Annotated in this window: 19 protein-coding genes, 1 tRNA gene, 1 pseudogene and 1 other annotated feature; of the genes and pseudogenes, 3 read left to right on the top strand and 18 right to left on the bottom strand. The window is 47.3% G+C overall.

Annotated elements, in window-relative coordinates:
* Positions 1-55: 55 nt before the first annotated feature.
* Both C7R94_RS23405 and C7R94_RS23395 read right to left on the bottom strand, forming a co-directional pair.
* Entirely contained in the window at positions 56-463 is a 408-nt protein-coding gene (locus C7R94_RS23405; RefSeq protein WP_106785155.1) for a RidA family protein, read from the bottom strand.
* A gap of 149 nt (positions 464-612) precedes the next feature.
* Entirely contained in the window at positions 613-1875 is a 1263-nt protein-coding gene (locus C7R94_RS23395; protein ID WP_106785151.1) for a hypothetical protein, read from the bottom strand.
* Positions 1876-1924: 49 nt separating this feature from the next.
* Between C7R94_RS23395 and C7R94_RS30750 the strand changes: the two genes are divergently transcribed.
* Positions 1925-2101 (top strand): hypothetical protein, encoded by a 177-nt coding sequence (locus C7R94_RS30750; RefSeq protein WP_233220643.1) that lies wholly within the window; start codon positions 1925-1927, stop codon positions 2099-2101.
* A gap of 372 nt (positions 2102-2473) precedes the next feature.
* Positions 2474-2902 carry a DUF7832 domain-containing protein gene (locus C7R94_RS23385; RefSeq protein ID WP_106785149.1) on the top strand — a complete coding sequence of 143 codons (429 nt, stop codon included), beginning with the start codon at positions 2474-2476 and terminating at the stop codon, positions 2900-2902.
* Between the two features lie 38 nt (positions 2903-2940).
* On the opposite strand, the gene C7R94_RS23380 is transcribed toward C7R94_RS23385, so the two are convergent.
* The 16 genes and pseudogenes from C7R94_RS23380 to guaB form a co-directional block, all read right to left on the bottom strand.
* Positions 2941-3480, bottom strand: a complete 540-nt coding sequence (locus C7R94_RS23380) for a hypothetical protein (protein ID WP_106785147.1) — start codon at positions 3478-3480, stop codon at positions 2941-2943.
* Positions 3481-3614: 134 nt separating this feature from the next.
* Positions 3615-3691: transfer RNA gene (locus tag C7R94_RS23375), tRNA-Arg, on the bottom strand.
* Positions 3692-3869: 178 nt separating this feature from the next.
* Positions 3870-4874: a histidinol phosphate phosphatase domain-containing protein gene (locus tag C7R94_RS23370; RefSeq protein WP_106785144.1), complete on the bottom strand. Its 1005-nt coding sequence runs from the start codon at positions 4872-4874 to the stop codon at positions 3870-3872.
* Positions 4868-5668 (bottom strand): DeoR/GlpR family DNA-binding transcription regulator, encoded by an 801-nt coding sequence (locus C7R94_RS23365; RefSeq protein WP_106785142.1) that lies wholly within the window; start codon positions 5666-5668, stop codon positions 4868-4870. Before C7R94_RS23365 ends, C7R94_RS23370 begins: the two co-directional genes overlap by 7 nt.
* Entirely contained in the window at positions 5652-6671 is a 1020-nt protein-coding gene (locus C7R94_RS23360) for an ABC transporter ATP-binding protein (protein ID WP_106785140.1), read from the bottom strand. Before C7R94_RS23360 ends, C7R94_RS23365 begins: the two co-directional genes overlap by 17 nt.
* On the bottom strand, positions 6671-7459 hold the full coding sequence (locus C7R94_RS23355; RefSeq protein WP_106785138.1) for an ABC transporter permease: 789 nt from the start codon (positions 7457-7459) through the stop codon (positions 6671-6673). The genes C7R94_RS23360 and C7R94_RS23355 overlap by 1 nt, the downstream gene beginning before the upstream one ends.
* Positions 7456-8301, bottom strand: coding sequence for an ABC transporter permease (locus C7R94_RS23350; protein ID WP_106785136.1), 846 nt, complete (start codon positions 8299-8301; stop codon positions 7456-7458). Before C7R94_RS23350 ends, C7R94_RS23355 begins: the two co-directional genes overlap by 4 nt.
* Positions 8302-8337: 36 nt before the next feature.
* On the bottom strand, positions 8338-9174 hold the full coding sequence (locus C7R94_RS23345; RefSeq protein WP_106785134.1) for an alkaline phosphatase family protein: 837 nt from the start codon (positions 9172-9174) through the stop codon (positions 8338-8340).
* Entirely contained in the window at positions 9164-10261 is a 1098-nt protein-coding gene (locus C7R94_RS23340; protein WP_106785132.1) for an ABC transporter substrate-binding protein, read from the bottom strand. Before C7R94_RS23340 ends, C7R94_RS23345 begins: the two co-directional genes overlap by 11 nt.
* Before the next feature lie 191 nt (positions 10262-10452).
* Positions 10453-11742, bottom strand: a complete 1290-nt coding sequence (gene aceA, locus C7R94_RS23335) for an isocitrate lyase (protein WP_047074349.1) — start codon at positions 11740-11742, stop codon at positions 10453-10455.
* 27 nt (positions 11743-11769) lie between these two features.
* Positions 11770-13397 (bottom strand): annotated as a pseudogene (gene aceB / locus C7R94_RS23330) (malate synthase A).
* 400 nt (positions 13398-13797) lie between these two features.
* Positions 13798-15078, bottom strand: a complete 1281-nt coding sequence (gene serS / locus C7R94_RS23320) for a serine--tRNA ligase (RefSeq protein WP_106785127.1) — start codon at positions 15076-15078, stop codon at positions 13798-13800.
* A gap of 52 nt (positions 15079-15130) precedes the next feature.
* Positions 15131-15356, bottom strand: a binding site (T-box leader).
* A gap of 127 nt (positions 15357-15483) precedes the next feature.
* Complete coding sequence (pdxT, locus tag C7R94_RS23315; protein WP_106785125.1) at positions 15484-16059, bottom strand: pyridoxal 5'-phosphate synthase glutaminase subunit PdxT; 576 nt, start codon at positions 16057-16059, stop codon at positions 15484-15486.
* A 10-nt stretch (positions 16060-16069) separates the two neighbouring features.
* Entirely contained in the window at positions 16070-16954 is an 885-nt protein-coding gene (gene pdxS, locus C7R94_RS23310) for a pyridoxal 5'-phosphate synthase lyase subunit PdxS (protein ID WP_012683798.1), read from the bottom strand.
* A gap of 106 nt (positions 16955-17060) precedes the next feature.
* On the bottom strand, positions 17061-18377 hold the full coding sequence (locus tag C7R94_RS23305) for a D-alanyl-D-alanine carboxypeptidase family protein (protein WP_106785123.1): 1317 nt from the start codon (positions 18375-18377) through the stop codon (positions 17061-17063).
* Between the two features lie 188 nt (positions 18378-18565).
* Entirely contained in the window at positions 18566-20026 is a 1461-nt protein-coding gene (guaB, locus tag C7R94_RS23300) for an IMP dehydrogenase (RefSeq protein ID WP_106785121.1), read from the bottom strand.
* A 166-nt stretch (positions 20027-20192) separates the two neighbouring features.
* Between guaB and C7R94_RS23295 the strand changes: the two genes are divergently transcribed.
* Positions 20193-21197, top strand: a complete 1005-nt coding sequence (locus C7R94_RS23295) for a YaaC family protein (protein WP_106785118.1) — start codon at positions 20193-20195, stop codon at positions 21195-21197.
* The last annotated feature ends 77 nt before the right edge of the window (positions 21198-21274 follow it).

Below are 21274 nucleotides of genomic sequence, written 5' to 3'. Positions count from 1 at the left end.
GCACAAAAAAACCCTCCTGAACGATGAATAATCGGACAGAAGGGGGATGGGACAACTATATATCTGCCACGGCGATGGCCTCAATCTCAATCAACAGCTCGTCCCTGATGAGCTTGCTCACTTCCACTGCTGAGCTTGCTGGCGGGGTTTCTGTATTCACGTACTGATCTCGAATCTCACGGACAATGTGCATCTTGGAGATGTCCGTCACGAAAAAAGTCAATTTCACTACATGATCAAAGCTGACTCCTGCCGCTTTTAACGCGAATTGAATATTTTCGAAAACTTGTTTTGTCTGTGCGGCTAAATCGCCTGTGCCGACCACTTGGCCTTCCTTGTTGAGTGCCACCTGACCCGATACATAAATCGTCCGTGCATTCCGAACCTCTACGGCATGGGTGTAGCCAAATGTAGGTGGCATTGTTTCAGGGTTAATGAATTTGATTCGCTTATCATCTTGCATTCGACATGCTCCCTCCGATTCACATTTGTTGGTAAGTCATTCTATCATACCCGGAAAATTCTGACCATTCTTCGAGTTTTCAAAGAAAGAGAGAAAAGCCTCATGATGAATAACCCGTCTCCAGCTAGGTTGAGGACGGGCTTTGCTTTTTACTGTTTTCTATTGGAGGAATTAAATTGATCAAATAGTCCGCTTCCAGAGCTTTTTGGCTGTTCTTTTTTGTTTGCGGCTTCAAATTGCTGAAACAATCCGCTGTCATACTTCTTCTTTTCTTCTACTCTTATTTCTTTCTTTTTGGGTAGGGACTGCTGAATTGGTGTTCTTTCTGGCTTTACCGACTTTACAGGCTTTACAGGCTTTACAGGCTCTACATTCTTTTTCTTTCTCGTACTTTTCGTATTTTTCGTCATGATCCTGTTAGGAGGTTGCTTCTTCTTCTTTCTTTTTCTGTTCATAAACCAATAAGCTAAAGGAAAAATGCCGAGCATAATCGTACCCGCTGTAATCAAATACAGCTTCCAGATCGATCGCCTTTTCTCTTCCGCTTGTTTTTCTTCCCGCATCTTTTGGACAACTTGTTCGAAATCACGAACCTTATAGTTTTCTTTAACAGATGACAGGTTCTTTACAAACCCTACGGAACGGCTTCCATAATAGATAAAATGTCGCGGGGCATTGTTCACTGTCATCTGGTATATGTATCCTGTGGGGACCCCTGAATCTTGGATTTTTTCTTCTATCTCACCTAGAAGATCAGGAGAAGTCGGATCAATCATTTGGTCATATTCCAGAACTTCATAGTTCTTAAGTTCTTTTTTTCCTACTAACTGAATATTTTCTTCATTGTTAAACAGAAAATACCTTGGAATCCTATTGATATTCTTCCGATAGACCTTGTTTTTCGGAAAATTATGCAAGGCCATTTCGTTGCTATGCCTGTCCAGTATCTGCTCTGACAGCAGTACCTCTTTTGCTTCTATGATAGGGAGGTTTTTCTCTAAGGCTTCATATTGAGGGAGCCATTGAATGGTACCATCCGAGCGTAAAAACAAGTAAATATCCTGATATTGAAAGGATGTCACATAGATTTGATCCGTTGGTAGACTATGAAGATAAAACTCTTTTTCAAATGGTGTTGGGTCGAAATTGTATGGGATGTTAAATACTGTTGCCCCATTTATCTCACTCTCATCTACCTCTTCTATCTGTCCGTTATTATGTACGGTAAAGTATAGGGAGCCATCATGAGTTGATTCCCCCCATACAGTCGTTTGATAAAATTGATTGGATCGTAAATGATATGGTCCAATACCTCCGTCGATTTGTAATAAGATTTCATCCCGCTTGATTCTTTCCTCTTCCGCAGCGGCTTCTTCGTTCGTCTCCTCTTCTTGGCTTGTTTCTTCTTCCACGTTTTCATCATCATCGTCGTCATCGTCATGCTTTTTGATTTTAACTGGCTTGGATGATTTGAAGCCGCTTGACGGTTTTGCGCTTTTTATCGTGGAGCTTGAACTTTTGCTGGTTGAGCCTGAGCTTTTTCCTGAAGAGTACGAGCTTCTGCTGGACGAACCTGAGCTTTTGCTTGAGGAGGATGAGCCTGTACTAGATGATCCCGAGCTTCTGCCGGACGAATAGGAGCCTGTACTCGATGACCCTGAGCTTTTACCGGACGAATAGGAGCTGGTACTAGACGAACCTGAGCTTCTGCCTGAACTACTGGAGCTAGATGAACTTGAGCCTCTAGATGACGCGGGTTCTACAGGAAGGATTAATAGACTAATCATTACAGCGCTAAGAAAATAGGCAAGTAAGTTCCGCATGAAATATGACCCCTCTATGAACCAACCAATGGTTCTCTCTAGATAACAGTTAAATACTACCACCTCAGATCATGGAAATGCTACAAAATTCCTATCCTTCCTTCTTCACCCTCTTATGACTTTTTACCGAAAAGTCTATCCTGTATAATTTTTGGGAAATAGGAAAATAGAAAGAGAGGTTTTGTTAGTGACAACGGTATACGATAAAGCGAAATATCATTACGAAAACTTTGAGTACGACGATCTTCCTCAAAAGCAGGCATACGTGCATACAGGCTTTTTCATTGGCTGGTTGATTGAGAAGGATATGGTTAGCGAGGATTTTCAAAAGAGCTTTGAAAACCTAATCGCTGATTTTAAACAAAGGAAGATGACTGGTCCTGAAGTCTATGAGAAGACGGGTGGAGTATTTGCTAAAGACATGCTGACTGAAGAAGGAAACCAGTTCGCGATGTTTTACTTCGATTTCGATACGGGGGAGTATCGGTATCATTATCTAGAAGCGTTTGATTGTGAGCCGAGTGTGTATCACGTCGAAGATACTTGGGAGAATTACGACCATATTAAAAATTGGATCGACAATGAGTACGAGTACTGGTGCGAGAAAAATGAATAAGACCGCGTGACTACGCGGCCTACAATCAAGTCGGTATCCTATTTCTTCAGGATGAAATCAGACATGACTGCCTTTTCCCATTGGATTCCTTTTGGACTCACATTGGTGTAAAGGGTTATGGTGTCCGAATCTTCAACTACGGCTTTCAAATGAAAGCTCATGTCCTTGGGCTGCAAATATTCATCATACAGCTGTTGGTAGTTGGGGTCGTTCTTTTCTTTTGCAGCTTTGATGTAGTCCACGGTGTCAGGGTCTTTCTCAAAGTTTTTGTATTTCACCTGATATCCGAATGTCGCTTCTACTTTTCCGTCAACGGTTTTCTCTTCGTAATCCGACAGGGTAAACTCGAGCAGCTCATAGTAGGGGGAGAAAGCTTTGGTGCTCTCTTCTTGCAAGTAGCCCGCAATTTTGTCAAAGCTTGAAGAGCTTTCTACGGGTTGTTTCTGGTCTGTGCCAGCGTTCGTTACCTCTTTTACAGGTGGCGCGGCAGTCGGATTTTGAACGACCGCATCTGAGCTGCAACCGCTGATGAAAATCGCCAAGACCATGCTTACAATCACTTTTTTCAAAGGAAACACCCCTTATCTCCATCGTTTTCTGCTACAAGTTATACGTTGAAGACATGTTCTACGTCTCAGTATTTTCCAAATGAGCGATATGGGGGCCTGTGTATAAAAAAGAAAAAACCTTGGTAACCAAGGTTTTTCCTAAATGGCGTCCCCGAGAGGATTCGAACCTCCGACCTACAGTTTAGGAAACTGACGCTCTATCCTGCTGAGCTACGGGGACAAGTATGATTTGTGGCAAGGAGACTTTTTCTGACGCCGCACCTACTTTCTTATTATATGTGTTTATCCATTTTTCGGCAAATACAAGTCGGATGTGAAGATAGCAAAAAAACCTTGGCATCCCAAGGTTTTTTGCATCTCAAATCATATTTTGCCCAAAAACATGCTCTTTTCCACAGTCAACCATAACAGATTGGCTTCATGATCCGTTGACGACCGGAAAAAGTGGCAATCTCCTTTACCCCCATTGAATGGAGGATCTCGAGATTCACCGCCACGTATCTCCCAATATCGTCGGGAAAGTGCGCGTCAGACGAGAGTGTCAGTGGAACGCCATGCGCCACCAAAACGTCGAGGAAAGCAGGACTGGGGCACATTTCCTGAACCGGATAGCGGTAGTACAGGCCCGCATTGATTTCGGTTGCTGTATCCGTTTCTTTCAAAGCAGTTGCGATTTGGTGGTAATAGGGAACAAGCTCCGATTCCTCTGGGCGGTAGGAGAACACTTTCAGATTGTCCAGATGAGCAACAAAATCAAACAAGTTGCTCCTAATCATGGACTCAACTGTGCGGAAAAAGTCCGCGTATAGCTGCTTCAGGTCATGCTGCTCAAACAGATGGCGCGTCTCGGGATTGTCAAAGCCCCATCCTTGTAAAAAATGAACAGAACCGATCACATAATCCCACGAAGTGCCTGCCAGCAAGCTTTCCAATTCTGCTTCCCCGCCGATAAAGTAATCCGCTTCGATCCCCAGTCGCAACTCCACACCGCTTGCCGCCCAACGCTGCTTTGCTGCCTCAATGGCCACACAAAAGTCGCTGAAGCTCTCGGTGCATACTTGATCAAGCCACGTTCGCTGCAAGCGACCCAAATCGGTATCACCCAGCTCCATATACCGTTCAAAGTAGGGACGGGCTTCACGAAAGCGGTATAAATGATCGACAATCCCCACTTCCTTCAAGCCTTTGTTTAACGCTTCACGCAAATACAGATCGATCCAGGACGGGTCGTATGCCCCAAGAGACATCCGGTTATTTAATCGCGCAAGACTGTCCAGCAGCCAGGCGCGGGTATGTCGAGGTTCAGTTAACGGATAAAAGTGGTCGAGGGCCACATTGGTACGATCGAGCCAACGCAATGAAAAAGGCCCTTCTTCCAGGTGAAGATGATAGTCGATCAGCATGTGAAGTCTCTCCTTTCCGGATGTTCGCTTATCCAGGTAGTTTGCATGCCAGACGAAAGCCATTCATCTGGCATCGGCTGGTCACAAACAACCGCGCTGACATCTTGCCAGCCGCAAATACGAAAAAATTGCGTTTGGCCGATCTTGGATGTGTCCCCCAATACATAGACTTGCTCCGACCTCTGTACCATCATGGTCGAGCACAGCGTTTCTTCCATGTCATAATCGGTGATGCCATCAGCCGTCATTCCTCCACAGGAAATAAAAGCTTTATCAAAATGAAAACGAGAGAGTAGCTCGCAGGTAAACGCCCCGGCAACCGATTGTTGGGCCGGATGGGTCAGCCCCCCCAGCATAATGACCTGACCGTTGAATTGCTTGGCTTCCAACAGCTCGTTTAGTAAAGAAGCGGCGGGGAGTGAATTCGTGACTATCGTTAATTGGTTGATGCCCTTGATAGCACGTGCCAATTCCAGTGTTGTCGTCCCGACATCGAGCGCGATGGTATCCCCGTCAGACAAAAGTTCTGCCGCGATTTGCCCAATTTTCGTTTTTGCCGTCTGTTGGATCGCCTGTTTCTTTTCAAAGTGCGGCTCGCGTTTCGCCAAATGATAAGGGATTGCTCCTCCGTACACTCGTTTTAACAAACGTTGCTGTTCCAAATGGTCCAGATCACGTCGTATTGTCTCCGGTGTTACTGCCAGGTTTTTTGCCAGACTCATCACCTGAATTTTACCGTGGCGGTTCAATTCGTCCAGAATCACTTGCTGTCGTTCTTCAGGCAATAGTGTCATAAAGCGGAATCACATCCTTGGGACTTACATACAATGTTTTTGTTGTGCCTATCTGCTCCTGCTCGAGGGACAGGTGAAGAGTGTCCACCAGTACAGGAACATCACCCATGTTCAGCTCGTAACGGGTAATGTTGCCAAGCATGGTTACCTGAGCGATATTCCCGGTCAAACAGATGTCCTCCCCAGCCAACCGCTGTTCGCGAAACGTCTCAGGGCGAATTGCGAATCGTTCAACTGCCGGATGAGACAGATTAGGCGCGATTCGGTTAAGCTGCTCGGCAGTCAGCACGTTGTAATTGCCGATGAAGCGAGCAACAAATTCAGAGCGAGGTTGCGTGTAAATCTCTTGAGGACTGCCGTGCTGAACGATTCGTCCACCATTCATGATATAGATGCGGTCACTGACAGCCATGGCTTCTTCCTGATCGTGAGTAACCAGCACAGTCGTCATGTTTAACTCACGTTGGATGGTGCGTAGCTGCTTTTGCAAATTTTTGCGAATCTGGGCATCGAGCGCACTAAGCGGCTCATCCAGCAAAAGCACTTTTGGCCGGGTAACCAGAGAACGGGCGAGTGCCACACGCTGCTGCTGGCCGCCAGACAATTCACGTGGGTAAGCCTTCTCCTTTCCCACTAATCCCACCAGCTCGATCATTTCCTGAACACGCAGCCGAATCTCCGTTTTCGAGATTTTGTTCATTTCCAGACCAAAGGCAATGTTTTGACTGACCGTTAGATTGGGAAAGAGCGCATACGATTGGAACACCATGCCGATCTGCCTATTTTTTGGCGACACGTCCGTCACATCTTTGCCGTCAATGTAGATCATGCCTGTATCAGGAGCCGTCAAACCGCTGAGGATGCGTAACAGCGTACTTTTGCCACACCCGCTAGGGCCAAGCAAAGTGACCAGCTCGCCTCTTTCAATCGCAAGATCGAGTTGCTGCAACACGTGTTGACCGTGAAAGGTTTTGGACAAGTGTTCGATTTGGACGTAGCTCATTAGGGGACCTCCTTGCGTGCGAAGCTTCGGCGCGTGAATTTTACAACCAGGCCAGTGATAATAGCCATCAGGACAAAATAAGTGACGGTAATCGCGCTGGCGACATGACCACTAGACGCTAGCTTGGCGTACAAATACATCTGCAGGGTTTCGTATCTTCCTCCCACCAAGATGTTAATCAGAACGAATTCACCAAATAAAATGGAGAACGACAATAGCGAGGACACGAAAATTCCAGACATGATATTCGGAACGATAATCCGTACGAACGCCTGCCAGTGGCTCGCACCCAATAGCTCGGCTGCCTCCATCAACGAACGTGCCTGCATCGCAAGCAGGCTGTTGCGCGTTCCCTGATAAAGATACGGAAGCAAACCGACCAAATAGGCCCCAGCAATGATGATCACCATTGGAATTCCGTTCCCTGAATAAGTACGGATCAATCCGACCGCCATAATGACACCCGGAACGGCATAGGTCAGCATCACCAAAATCTGAACCAGCCTCTCCATCCGGGGAGCGTAGACGATTATGGAGAATACAGCAGGAACAATAATGACCACGGCAACGACAGTCGTCAGAAAGCTGAGCAGAAAAGAACGCCCGAATGCCTGCAAGAATCGGGGATCAGCATACAGCTCCGCGAACCATTTTCCTGTGAGTCCTTCCGGCAAAACCGTACTGTTCCACTCAGTTGCCAGTGAGTAAAGGATGGTAGCCGCTACTGGCAAAAACAAATACAGCATGACCAACGCAAACGACAAGGATGGCAAACTGATCCGCTTCAAGACAAATCCCTCCGAATCTTCCGCGTCAGCCACTCGTTCACGAGTAAGGCTCCGGCAAGCGTCAGTCCAAGCAATACTGCGAGTGCGCTACCCAGCTCGGGTCTGGCAAAAATGTCACCGGAGACAAGCGCGCCAATCCGAATGGGCACCAGATTGTAGTTGCTCCCGGTGAGCGCGTAGGCAGAAGCATAGGCACCCATTGCATTGGCAAACAGAATGCTGAATGTGCCGACGATGCCTGGAAGCAGTACCGGAAAACCGATCCTCAGCCAAAACTTCCAGGGACTAGCCCCAAGCAGCTCGGCCGCTTCCATCCATTGCTTTTGAATGGCGTTGTACAGGGGATACAAAAGCATTACCGCCAGTGGCAGTTGAAAATAAATATAAACAAGCGTCAAGCCGCTCCATGAATACAGAGTAAATGACTGGCCAAAATCAATCCCCAGCTGCTTCGCGAGCAAAACAAACAATCCACTGTTTCCCAACAGGACAATGAAGGCAAATGCGAGCGGAATTCCCGCAAAATTGGAGGTTAGATTGGTAATGACAAGCACTCGCTGTTGCAGAGATTGCGGGAAACGGGTAATCGCGTAGGCGGCGAAAACAGCAACGACGATTCCAATGAGAGCAGACAGAATCGAGATGAGCACGCTGTTCTCAAAAGCCTGCAAGTAATACGGATTTGAAAAAATCTCCCGATAGTGACTGATTGTAAAACCGCCGCCCCCCTCAGCCTGAAAGCTCCCTCCAATCATGGAAAGCAATGGGACGAGGAGAAACAGAGCGATCATTGCAAAGAACGGAATCGTCGTGATCCAAAGCATACTGACAAATCGTTTCATCGCAAAAGCTCCTTTCTTAGAGGAAAAGACGCCCCCTTAGGGAGACGTCTTACTCAGCCCTCCTACGTTCTTCAATGGCTGCATCTCTTTCGAGGGGGAGATGCCGAGCAAATGGCAGGCAAGCGGAGCCACCTGCAATTGCGGAATTGCCTCCTCGCGAATACCGGGAGATATCAGGTCGCTGATGACAAACAAGGGAACGTCCCGGTCAGCGCTAGAAGTGCCACCATGATTTCCATCGTCTGTCATCCCGTGATCGGCTGTTACAATGATTTGATAACCCGCATCGATCCACGCAGGAAGTACATTAGCCAGTATCGAATCTGCCGCCAGAACGCGATTTCGATATCGTGCGGAATCGGCCGTATGCTTATGTCCGTCATCATCGATATTCATGGAGTGGACGTAAAGAAAATCCGGATTGTATCCATTCAACAAAAAGTTGGCGTCAGCAAATAGGTGTGTATCCGGATAGTGATCTTCCCAGTAGAACATCCCGTTTTGTATCGGCTTGTCGGTGTTCAATTGGATTCTGTCGTGAAACGGATTGAACGGAGCCTTGTTATAAAGCTCGCTTACCCAGAAATAAGCCGCAGCAGCGTTGGACATTCCGTTTTTCTGCGTCAGGTGAAAGAGACTCTCCTGGTGCGAAAGCCGAACCGTCTGATTGCTGGAAATGCCATTCTTCCACACAGGGGTTCCCGTTAACAGAACCTCGTACAAAGGGCGAGAGAGACTGGGTAATTCCGATCGTACCTGAAAGCGGGCCGCAATGCCGTACTCAACCAAATGATGCAGGTACCCCATGTGCGTGACGGCTGTGTCAAATCTCAATCCGTCCAGCACAATCATGGCCAGCTTTCTAGCGCACATGGATTAACACCTTCTCTTGCCACAACTGCGGCAATTTTTTGGCTGTCTCTTCCCAAGCAGTCAAATCGCTAACCGGACGTGCGTTTTTATACATGTCATCCGGGAGCAGCATGGCTTTAGCGGATTCATCCAGCTTGGCGTTAGCGCGAATCGGTCGTGCATAGCCGCGAGCCAAATTAGACTGTCCAGCGTCGGAGAGGATGTATTCACGAGCCAGCATGGCAGCGTGTGGGTGCTTAGCGTACTTGTTGATAACCGTAGCGTATCCGCTGCTGACCGATGCTTCTTCCGGGATAAGGACATCAAAGCGGTTTTTGTCGATTTTGTCCCGATACCCGAGCGCGTTGAAATCCCACAAGATAGCAACTTCGACCTCACCCTTTTCTAGATTGGCAAGACTCGGATCGCTCGTACTGAGCCGCTTGTTCTTTGCCAGCTCAGCGAAAAAGTCAATGCCGGGCTGAATATTTTTCTCATCTCCGCCATTTGCATAGGCGGCGGCCAGAACGGCAAATTGCGCCTGATTCGCTTTCATGACATCGCCAATCGCGACCTTGTAGCTTCCGTTTTTCAAATCTGCCCAGGACTTGGGAGGATTTTGCACCTTTGTCTTGTCAGTGATAAAAGCCAGTGTTCCCGTATAGCCCAGCAACCAATGTCCTTCATCATCTTTTGCCCAGTCGGGAATGTCGTTCCAGTAAGAGGTTTTGTAAGGCAGCGTCAGCCCTTTTTGCTTGGCTAACGGTCCAAAAGCGATGCCTACGTCACCGATGTCTGCTGTGGCATCTTCTTTTTCTGCTTCAAACTTAGCCAATTCTTCTGCGCTCGACATGTCGGTGTCCGTATGCTTCAAGCCATATTCCTTTGCAAGATTGCTCCAGGTCTCCCCCCAGTTTGCCCACGTGTCCGGCATTCCCACGGAGTTGACTTCTCCCTCCTGCTTTGCTTTTTCCACGATTTGATCCAGGGTCAATTGCGACGTATCCAGAGAAGTGCCTGATTTCGTCTCGGTGGCACATCCCGCAAGCAGAAAAACGGAAGTCATGACAACAACGGTTCGTTTCCAGCTTAACTGGTTCCCTATCATCTTTAAGGCCCCTTTTCGTTTTTATTTGTGTTTGATCTTTTGGTTTTTTCTAACCCAATCGTAAACAACCAAAATGAAACTGATATAAATGCGTTGTTAAAAAGCTATTAAGACTCTATGAAAAATAGAAGTGAACGCAAAAAGTGGCCCTCTGAATATCAGAGAGCCACCTAGTCCTTCGTTTTTCCTGTTTAATTATGAGCAAATTGCTCCTCTTCCGTCGATCCGCTGAGTGCAGTCGTAGAGGAATTGCCGCCAGAGATAACTTGCGCAACCTCATCGAAGTACCCGGTACCAACCTCACGCTGATGACGAGTGGCTGTATAGCCATGTACTTCGCTAGCAAACTCAGCCTGCTGCAACTCAGAGTAAGCAGCCATTCCGCGGTCACGATATCCCCGCGCCAATTCAAACATGCTGTAATTCAGGGAGTGGAAGCCAGCGAGCGTGACAAATTGGAACTTGTAGCCCATCTCGCCGATCTCTTCCTGGAAGCGAGCGATAGTCTGTTCATCCAGCTTCTTTTTCCAGTTGAAAGAAGGAGAGCAATTGTACGCTAACAGCTTGCCCGGATATTTGGCATGAATCGCTTCTGCAAAGCGGCGTGCTTCCTCCAAATTCGGCTCAGAAGTCTCGCACCAGATCAAATCTGCATAAGGAGCGTACGCTAGACCACGTGCAATCGCTGCATCCAATCCGCCGCGTAGACGGAAGAATCCTTCTGCTGTTCGTTCACCCGTCAGGAATGGTTTATCCTGCTCGTCAATGTCGCTGGTAATCAGGAAAGCGCCATTGGCATCGGTACGTGCCACGATAATCGTCGGGACTCCCATCACATCTGCTGCAAATCGAGCTGAAATCAGATTACGCACAGCTGCTTGCGTCGGAATCAGTACCTTTCCGCCCATATGTCCGCATTTTTTCTCGGAAGCAAGCTGGTCTTCAAAATGCACCCCTGCTGCCCCCGCTTCAATCATACCCTTCATCAATTCGAAGACATTCAGTGGGCCACCAAAGCCCGCTTCTGCGTCTGCTACGATCGGAGCAAACCAATGTGTGTCGGTACCACCCTCTGATTGATCGATCTGATCAGCCCGTTGCAATGCCTGATTTATTCTTTTTACGACTTGTGGAACACTGTTTGCCGGGTAGAGGCTTTGATCAGGATACATCTGACCAGACAGATTGGCATCGGCTGCTACCTGCCAGCCACTCAAATAAATCGCTTTTAATCCTGCCTTTACCTGCTGAATCGCTTGATTCCCGGTCAAAGCCCCCAACGCTTTAATATGATGCTCGGTATGCAAGAGGTTCCACAGACGCTCTGCTCCGAGACGAGCCAGCGTATGTTCGATTTGTACAGAACCGCGCAAACGAATGACATCTTCTGCCGTATATGGACGTGTAATTCCTTGAAAACGCTCGCCTCGCCAGCTTTGCTCCACCTGTTGAATCGCTTCTTGCTTGTTTACTTTCGTCATTTTCATTTCCCCCACTCATTTTTATTTTTACAAATAGCGATAACCCGGTACCGTTAGGAAGTCTTCAAAATCTTCTGTCGTTACTAATTGCAAGAACAGATCACCAGCAGTCGGATACTTGCTGTTGTTGTACCTCTCCTGGCCGATTGCTTGCTTGATCGCTTGCAGCTCCTCACTCAGCCACTGCTTTACCAAGCCTTCCGTCACCTTTCTACCATCCTGCAAAACTCCGTGACGATGACGCATCCATTGCCAGACTTGTGCCCGCGAAATTTCTGCTGTCGCCGCATCCTCCATCAGATTGTTGATTGGCACAGCCCCAGAGCCTCGCAACCAAGCCTCGATGTACTGCAAGCTGACGCTAATGTTCGTACGGACACCCGCTTCTGTAATCGTGCCCTCTGGGACTGCCAGCAGTTGCTTTGCAGATACGTCTACGTCTTCACGTTTGTACCAGATTTGGTTCGGCTCTCTCATCAAGCGATCGAACACTTCCATGGCTACTGGCACGAGCCCTGGATGAGCAACCCAAGTCCCATCATGTCCATCGTACGCTTCCCGCTCTTTGTCAGCGCGCACTTTGGCGATGGCTTCTGCATTTTGTACCGGGTCATTTTTCACCGGAATTTGTGCCGCCATTCCGCCAATGCAAGGCGCCATCCGTTTATGGCAAGTCTTCACGGCCAGCGTCGTGTATGCTTTCATGAACGGAACTGTCATGGTTACTTGCGCACGATCCGGTGTAATGACATCAGGCTGATTCCGTAGCTTTTTGATATAGCTGAAAATGTAATCCCAACGTCCGCAATTCAGTCCTGCACTATGCTCGCGCAGCTCATACAGAATCTCATCCATTTCAAAAGCCGCGAGAATCGTTTCGATCAATACTGTCGCGCGAATCGTGCCGCGTGGAATATTCAATTCATCCTGCGCGAAAAGGAAGACGTCGTTCCAGAGTCGAGCCTCCAAATGGCTCTCCAGTTTCGGTAAGTAGAAATACGGTGCTGTTTGATTCGCGATAAGAGCATCTACGTTATGGTAAAAGTAAAGTCCGAAGTCAAGCAGGCTGCCGGAGATCGGTTTTTGATCAAGGAGGATGTGCTTTTCTTCAAGATGCCAGCCACGAGGACGCACGATCAAAACCGCTGTCTTTTCATTGAGGGTGTATGATTTGCCTTCTGGACTGATATAAGAGATATTGCGGCGTACCGCATCCTTCATGTTGATTTGGCCTTGGATGGTGTTCTCCCAGGTCGGTGAGTTCGCGTCCTCAAAGTCAGCCATGAAAAGCCGAGCACCCGAGTTCAGCGCATTGATGACCATTTTCCGGTCACCCGAAGGTCCCGTGATCTCCACCCGTCTGTCTTGCAAATCTTTGGGCAACGGAGCAACAGTCCATTCTCCTCTACGAATGTCCGCTGTTTCTTGTAAAAAATCGGGCAGTTGACCTGCATCGATCTGCAATTGACGCTCCACGCGTTTAGCCAACAATTCTTGTCGTCTGTCGCCAAACCTTTGCTCCAGCTTCATTACGAATTGGATTGCTTCTGGTGTCAGGATATCTTGATAACCGGGGTGCATCTCACCGGAAATCTGCACCTCCGGCGGATATGGATTCGTTGGTACGGTAGTCAAAACAGCTCCTCCTCCCTCAACTTAAAGTTATTATGGTACAGATTAATAAAATAATTTTTATTATATAACAGCGGTGGCAAAAAAAATGTCCTTATTCCTGATACCCGCTGCCACTGCAATGGCTGCAGCTTACATGCCCGTCTCCCAAGCAATTGTGGCAAGCCGCTCCGTTGGCATCACGACCAACGCCTCCACATCTTGGGCAATTTTGTTCTCCGTTTCCTTCACACCGATAGCAGTCCATTCTCCATTCCTCCCTCTCTGTATTAAAACAATATTCTTAAAATTTGTTTTTATTATATAACAGAGATTAATACAGTGCAACACGTTTTTTAAAAAATTCCACCTGTATTAGTACACAATATAAAACAGCCCTTGACCCGTTATGGATCAAGAGCTGCCTTCAAAATCTCTCGCTTATTACTTCGGTGCGATCTTGTCTACTCCGCCCATGTACGGACGAAGAGCTTCTGGAATTACGATTGTTCCGTCTGCCTCTTGGTAGTTCTCCAAGATTGCTGCTACTGTACGTCCAATCGCCAAACCAGAACCATTCAATGTATGCACAAATTCCGGCTTCGATTTCGTATCGCGACGGAAACGGATATTGGCACGGCGTGCTTGGAAATCCTCAAAGTTCGAGCAAGACGAGATTTCACGGTATGTGCCGCCGCTTGGAATCCAAACTTCCAGGTCGAATTTCTTCGCAGCCGTAAATCCTAGATCGCCTGTGCACATGCTCAGCACACGGTATGGAAGTCCAAGCAGTTGAAGCACCTTCTCAGCGTTTTTCACCAGTTTGTCGAGTTCGTCATAAGACTCTTCTGGTTTCACGAATTTCACCAGCTCAACTTTGTTGAATTGATGCTGACGAATCAACCCACGCGTATCACGACCAGCAGAACCCGCTTCCGAACGGAAACATGCGCTGAAAGCAGTGTAGTAGCGAGGGAGATCCGCTCCATCCATGATTTCATCACGATGCATATTGGTGACTGGCACCTCAGCAGTTGGAATCAGGAAGTAATCTGGTCCCTCGATTTTGAATGCATCCTCTTCGAACTTAGGCAATTGGCCCGTTCCCGTCATGCTCGTACGGTTGACGATATACGGTGGGATTACTTCTTCATAGCCATGCTCATTCGAGTGCAAATCCATCATGAAGTTCATCAGTGCGCGCTCCAGACGTGCCCCCAAGCCTTTATAGAAAACAAAACGGCTTCCTGTTACTTTTGCCGCGGTTTCAAAATCGAGGATGCCTGCTTGGCTAGCCAGCTCCCAGTGAGGCTTAATCTCGAAGTCAAATGCACGTGGCTCTCCCCATGTCCAAGCGATCACGTTATCGTCTTCTGTCGTACCGATCGGCGTGCTCTCATGCGGCAGGTTCGGGAGGCTCAGCAAAATGAACTCCAGCTGCTCATCCAGTTGGCGCAGCTCTTCATCCAAAGCCTTGATGCGTTCATTTACTTCTTTCATTTCAGCGATCAGATGGTCTGCATTTTCCTTATTTCGTTTCATAACCGCTACTTGCTCGGATACCGTGTTACGCTTATTTTTCAGTGCTTCTGCTTCTTGAATGACTTCGCGACGCTTTTCATCTACTTCTACGAATTGATCCAACGCAGAAATATCTTCATTGCGGTGAGCCAAACGGCGTTTCACTTCTTCCAAATCCTGGCGTAATACTTTTACGTCCAACATGTGTAAATCCCTCCGAATCGTATTAAAAAAAACAAAAAACACCCATCCCCTGGTAAGGGACGAGTGTTGTATACCCGCGTTGCCACCCTCGTTGACGCATGCAGAAATTCTTTATGCATATGCCCACTCTTCCGTCATAACGGGACGGTTCCGGGCAAAGTTGCTGTTCCTTTGCCACTCCGAGATGGATTCCTTCACATAACCGGATCGGTTCGCACCTACCACCGACTCTCTAGGCCTGGCTCTTGTGAAGTACTTGTTCTCATCATCGCATTCTCATTCATGAATACTATTATTGTTAACTGTACTACAGGTTCTATACGTATGTAAAGAGCAGCCCACCTCGATCTTTACAGAAAAAAGAAGATCGGCGCCTTTATACGGCCGATCTTCCCGGTATGACAGCTAGCTTCTGTATTCCTTGACCATGTCGAGAAAGTATTTGTGTAGTCTTGTATCTTCGGTCAATTCTGGGTGAAAGGCGGCTGCCAAATAGTGACCGCTTCGGGCGACAACAATCTTGTCTTCGTGCTTGGCCAAGACTTGACCGTTCTCTCCCACTTCCATGATATACGGTGCCCGGATGAACACTGCCGGGTAATCCGCCGCCACACCAGCAACAGGCATCAAGACTTCAAAGCTCTCCTTTTGGCGACCAAAAGCATTCCGCTCCACTTTGATATCCATCAAGCCTAAATGGAAATCGTCTTGTCCTTGAATCCGTTTCGCCAGAAGAATCGCTCCTGCGCAAGTTCCGAAGATCGGTTTGTTCGCCTTGCCGAACTCTTGAACCGCCTCCATGAATCCGTACTTGTGCATCAGCTTGCTAATCGTGGTGCTTTCCCCGCCGGGAATAACCAGACCGTCTAGGTCATCCAGTTCTTCTACTTTTTTGACCGGGACAGCTGTGGCGCCAACCTCTTCTAGCATTCTCACATGTTCTGCTACAGCCCCTTGTAGAGCGAGTACGCCGATTTTCATGCTACTCACCTTACCAGCCGCGCTCTTGCATGCGATCAGCTTCGCGAATTTTGGAGATTTCGATTCCCGGCATTGCCGTCCCCAAGCCTTTGGATACGCGAGCAATCAGTTCGTAATCCGTGTAGTGGGTGGTCGCTTCCACAATCGCGCGAGCAAACTTCTCTGGATTCTCTGATTTAAAGATACCAGAGCCAACAAACACGCCATCGGAGCCCAGTTGCATCATCAGGGCAGCATCTGCTGGTGTTGCTACTCCACCTGCTGCGAAGTTTACGACTGGCAGCTTACCTGTTTTGTGTACCTCTTCAAGCAGCTCGTATGGGGCACCCAGATTTTTGGCTTCCGCCATCAGTTCATCGTAGGACATCGCTTGCACTTTGCGAATTTGGGACATCATTGTGCGCATGTGACGAACAGCCTCTACGATGTTTCCGGTTCCTGGCTCACCTTTTGTGCGGATCATGGATGCACCTTCCCCGATACGGCGGAGGGCTTCACCTAGATCACGGGCGCCACATACAAACGGTACAGTGAACTCTTTTTTATTGATATGATACAAGTCATCTGCCGGAGTGAGCACTTCACTCTCATCGAGATAATCTACACCCAGAGACTCGAGAACACGCGCTTCAACAAAATGACCGATACGAGCTTTTGCCATAACAGGGATGGAAACAGCATTCAGTACTTCCTCTACAATGCTAAGGTCCGCCATACGAGCAACTCCACCAGCTGCACGAATGTCAGACGGCACACGCTCCAAAGCCATTACAGCAACAGCACCCGCTGCTTCTGCAATTTTCGCTTGTTCAGCATTCACGACGTCCATGATGACGCCGCCTTTTTGCATTTCAGCCATACCTCTTTTAACGCGGGACGTTCCTACTTGTACCATTACAAATACCCCCTACATCATGAGTCAGAACCGAAACTGTTATGCGGTGTTATGGTTCCTGTTACCGTCATTGTAAACGATAGATGTAGGGGAAAACAATAGTTATTTAATTTCCTGTGCCACTGCTAAACAAATTGCTGAAAAACTCTATGATGCTGCGGAAGAACAGACGAATCCAGCTGGCTTCCTCTACTGCCTGTCCTGCTACGATATCCACGCCTGCTTTTGCTGCGTCTTCAGGCTGCAAGTAATCCGATTCCTTCATACCTTCTTCTTTCAAAACGATCTTACCGACAACTTGTCCTTGCTGAATCGGTGCAGTTAGCTCCTGGAAGGTAACCGTTGGTGTGTATTTTGCTTCCGTACCGGTTTTTGTGATCATATTTACTTCACTGCCTGTAACAACTGGTACCGTTACCTCTACACCGTTTTTCACAGGAGCTGTTTCAAATCCTTTGACTGGTACATTCTTGTCCATTTGTTTTGTGAGTTTGAAATTGCCAAAACCGTAGTCAAACAGTTTTCTCGTCTCAGCAAAACGCTTTGTCTCGGTACTTGCATTCATCACGACGCTAATCAAGCGCATGTTGTCGCGAACAGCCGTACCTGTAAAACAATAACCTGCTGCATTTGTATGCCCCGTTTTTAATCCGTCTACACCTGGGTAATAGCTAATCAGACTAGGCAGCATCCAGTTATAGTTTTTCTTGGTCCACTCATTTGGTGTACCTGTACGGAAGGTGAAGATTGGTTTTTTGGAGGTCTCCAACGCATCCGGGAAATCGTGAATTAGCGCACGAGCAAGGATCGCTGCATCACGAGCAGACATCAGGTTTTCTGTTTGATCGGTCTGAACAGAATATGGACCTAACTCATTGGCTGGCAAACCAGTAGAAGTGACAAACGAAGTATTTTTCATACCAAGCTCTGCTGCCTTTTTGTTCATCAATTCAACAAAGGCTGGCTCACTGCCTGCGATCTTCTCAGCCAACAGTACAGTAGCATCATTGGCCGATACAATTGCCATCGCTTCGTACAATTGTTTAACCGTAAAGGATTCGCCTAAATTCAAATACACACCAGACGAATCAGAAATTTTAGCGATATAAAACGCATAATCACTTACAGGGACAACATCATCCCATTTCATTTTCTTTTGCTTGATGGCATCATGAACCAGATATTCGGTCATCATTTTACTCATACTCGCAGGAGGAAGTGCTACGTCAGGATCTTTACTATAGAGAACCTTTCCCGTCGATGCCTCAACAAGAATGGCAGACTTCGCTTCCAGTTGTAGATTCGCTTGAGATGCTACAGGGGCAGCTTCCACCTTTGAAACCATTCCTCCCATTGCTGTAGCAAAAACAGCGACAGAAAGGAACAGACCCGTCAATCGCTTTGTCCATGTCTTTCGCTTCATGTAATCTCTCACTCTCCTATTTCTGTCGATTTCATTTTTTCGTGAAACAAGCACACAATTGTAAGTGTACCATAGGTTGCATGGTGGCTTGAAGCGAGATTCCCCCTATCTCCATATGTTGGTCGCTAGTAAAAATCCCCTCTCTTTATAAAAGAAAGGGGACGTAGGTCTTCCGTACCATTTTTCGCTTAGGAAATCGAGTAGTTAGGTGATTCTTTAGTAATTTGTACATCGTGTGGGTGGCTTTCACGCAAGCCAGCGCCGGTAATGCGAACGAACTGGGAGTTTTGAATCAAATCTTCGATGGTCTTCGCTCCGCAGTATCCCATACCTGCACGCAGTCCACCAATCAACTGATATGTGACATCCGCCAATGGGCCTTTGTAAGGAACGCGGCCTTCGATCCCTTCCGGAACGAGCTTTTGTGCGTTCTCTTGGAAATAACGGTCCTTACTGCCGGCTTTCATCGCGCCAATCGATCCCATTCCGCGATATACCTTGAAACGTCGACCTTGGAAAATCTCGAATTCGCCTGGGCTTTCTTCTGTACCAGCGAACAGACTTCCAATCATGATCACTGAAGCGCCTGCACCAATTGCTTTTGGCAAATCACCGGAGTATTTAATGCCGCCGTCGGCAATAATTGGAATATTGTACTCCCGCGCTACCTGTGCACAATCGTGGATCGCTGTAATTTGTGGAACCCCGATACCTGCTACAACACGAGTTGTACAAATGGAACCAGGACCGATACCAACCTTCACCACAGATGCACCGGCTTCGATCAGATCGCGAGTAGCTTGTCCAGTTGCAACGTTTCCTGCGACGATAGTGAGCGTTGGGTATTCTTTGCGAACTGCTTTTACCGTTTCAATTACGCCTTTGGAATGCCCATGTGCCGTATCGATTACTAGAACGTCCACGCCAGCTTGTACAAGTGCTGCTGCACGCTCAAACGTGTCTGCAGATACCCCAACAGCTGCACCACACAGCAAGCGGCCTTGGTTATCTTTAGCTGCATTTGGGTATTGGATTGCTTTTTCAATATCTTTAATTGTAATGAGTCCACGCAGGATGTTGTCCTCGTCCACCAACGGGAGCTTTTCAATCTTATGTTGCTGCAAAATCAATTCTGCCTGTTGCAGTGTAGTACCGACAGGAGCCGTCACCAGATTTTCCTTGGTCATAACCTCTTTGATCTTGATAGAGAAGTCATGCACAAAGCGAAGATCGCGGTTGGTGAGAATTCCAATCAGTTTTTGATTCGCATCGACAATCGGAACACCGGAGATACGATATTTACCCATGAGAGCATTCGCTTCTTCGACGGTATGTTCTTGGGTCAAAGAGAATGGATTGGTAATAACGCCACTTTCAGAGCGTTTTACACGGTCTACTTCGCTTGCTTGTTGCTCGATGGACATGTTTTTATGGATAATCCCGATACCACCCTGGCGAGCCATGGCGATTGCAAGTCCAGACTCCGTTACGGTGTCCATCCCAGCACTGATCAGAGGAATATTCAGCTTCACATTCTCACTCAATTGTACTCGCAAATCAACATCCCTTGGCAAAACTTCAGATTTTGCTGGAATGAGCAATACATCGTCAAACGTTAAGCCCTCTTTAACAAATTTGTCTTCCCGCACAGTTGAAAGCTCCTCTCGGCGAATAGTTTAAGACAGTTTAACAAACGGCTTAATTTACTGTCAAGAAATGAGTATATTGTTCGGTTATAGAACTTATTAGACAGATAAATCAAAAAACAATTAGGGAAACTTAACCATATTACGAAAATTGGTAAAGGTGGGTATCATGGATAACGCTTGGAAAACATTACGCTATTTTGAGACAGAACCAACTGCACGTAAATATTTGGCTGCCTGCTATTATGACATGGGTGTTGAGCATTCCGATCGACTAGCATTTCAACAAAGCTCGCGTTTCCTGTATCTCTGGAGACAAGCCAGACATTTTTATTCCACTTCCGCTGTTGCTGAATTGTCGATCCAGCCATTGCTTCTGTTTTATGGCTGCTCTCACTTGTTGAAGGCGATGTTATTGACTCGTGATCCGTATTATCCCCAAAACAGTCGTGTTCTGCAACATGGTGTCACGACACGAAAGCTTAAACGAAACGCCTATATGTTAATGGAGGACGAGGTTCGTCCACAAAAGGAAGGTTTTTTTGCGCAATTAGCTCACGCATTCCAGCTTGCGCCGTTACAAGACCGCTATTCAGTCCATGACTTATTTTCATCCATCCCTAGCGTAAGCGATAGTTACGGAATTGTTACAGGTAAACCACGTAACTGGTTAACGCCAAAGATTAAGCATATAAGTCAGGATGACTCGGTTCGCATTACCTTTCCTGAAAAAACGGACGGGACATTATCTTATTCAACTGAGACCTTCATCCAGTACATTCGTCGGCTGGCTCCATCTGCGTGCAACTTGGAAAAGCTCTCATGGGAAAACAACAAAAACATAAAGGAACTGACCCTTCCTCAGTGTGCCCTGTCTGAACTGGATCAACACCCGTTATTTCGTTTGCATCAGAACGTCCTGTTCTTTTGGAATGGCTCTGCTTCTTCTCTACCTCTTCCTGAATGGGCCAGCCATTACTTGCTGCTATATTTACTCAGCATGCTTTGCCGATATGAAACGGAGTGGTGGGGAGAGTTAACGATGTCTCACGGACTTGTTGAGCGATATTTGGTCGAACATTTTTTGGATAATCACATGGATACCTTTCCCTCGGTTATTCGAAAGCAATTTTACCGAAACCACCGGATACCCCTTCCCTCTGATCCATATTAACTTTCATGTCACTGCTTTATCTACACGAAAAAACCTTCCTGCCATCATGAGCAAGAAGGTTTCTTTTATTCCCTGAA

It is taken from the genome of Brevibacillus sp. NRRL NRS-603, from assembly GCF_003013445.1.
Lineage (GTDB): Bacteria > Bacillota > Bacilli > Brevibacillales > Brevibacillaceae > Brevibacillus > Brevibacillus formosus.
This window is presented reverse-complemented; position numbering and strand designations above follow the sequence as displayed.

What these genes read in the sequence shown, in the direction of transcription:
- C7R94_RS23305 (WP_106785123.1), bottom strand. Translation starts at nt 18,377, where the DNA reads ATGAAGCGAAAGACATGGACAAAGCGATTGACGGGTCTGTTCCTTTCT.
- pdxT (WP_106785125.1), bottom strand. Translation starts at nt 16,059, where the DNA reads ATGAAAATCGGCGTACTCGCTCTACAAGGGGCTGTAGCAGAACATGTG.
- C7R94_RS23340 (WP_106785132.1), bottom strand. Translation starts at nt 10,261, where the DNA reads ATGATAGGGAACCAGTTAAGCTGGAAACGAACCGTTGTTGTCATGACT.
- C7R94_RS23360 (WP_106785140.1), bottom strand. Translation starts at nt 6,671, where the DNA reads ATGAGCTACGTCCAAATCGAACACTTGTCCAAAACCTTTCACGGTCAA.
- C7R94_RS23365 (WP_106785142.1), bottom strand. Translation starts at nt 5,668, where the DNA reads ATGACACTATTGCCTGAAGAACGACAGCAAGTGATTCTGGACGAATTG.
- pdxS (WP_012683798.1), bottom strand. Translation starts at nt 16,954, where the DNA reads ATGGTACAAGTAGGAACGTCCCGCGTTAAAAGAGGTATGGCTGAAATG.
- serS (WP_106785127.1), bottom strand. Translation starts at nt 15,078, where the DNA reads ATGTTGGACGTAAAAGTATTACGCCAGGATTTGGAAGAAGTGAAACGC.
- C7R94_RS23295 (WP_106785118.1), top strand. Translation starts at nt 20,193, where the DNA reads ATGGATAACGCTTGGAAAACATTACGCTATTTTGAGACAGAACCAACT.
- C7R94_RS23345 (WP_106785134.1), bottom strand. Translation starts at nt 9,174, where the DNA reads ATGTGCGCTAGAAAGCTGGCCATGATTGTGCTGGACGGATTGAGATTT.
- aceA (WP_047074349.1), bottom strand. Translation starts at nt 11,742, where the DNA reads ATGACGAAAGTAAACAAGCAAGAAGCGATTCAACAGGTGGAGCAAAGC.
- C7R94_RS23405 (WP_106785155.1), bottom strand. Translation starts at nt 463, where the DNA reads ATGCAAGATGATAAGCGAATCAAATTCATTAACCCTGAAACAATGCCA.
- C7R94_RS23370 (WP_106785144.1), bottom strand. Translation starts at nt 4,874, where the DNA reads ATGCTGATCGACTATCATCTTCACCTGGAAGAAGGGCCTTTTTCATTG.
- C7R94_RS23350 (WP_106785136.1), bottom strand. Translation starts at nt 8,301, where the DNA reads ATGAAACGATTTGTCAGTATGCTTTGGATCACGACGATTCCGTTCTTT.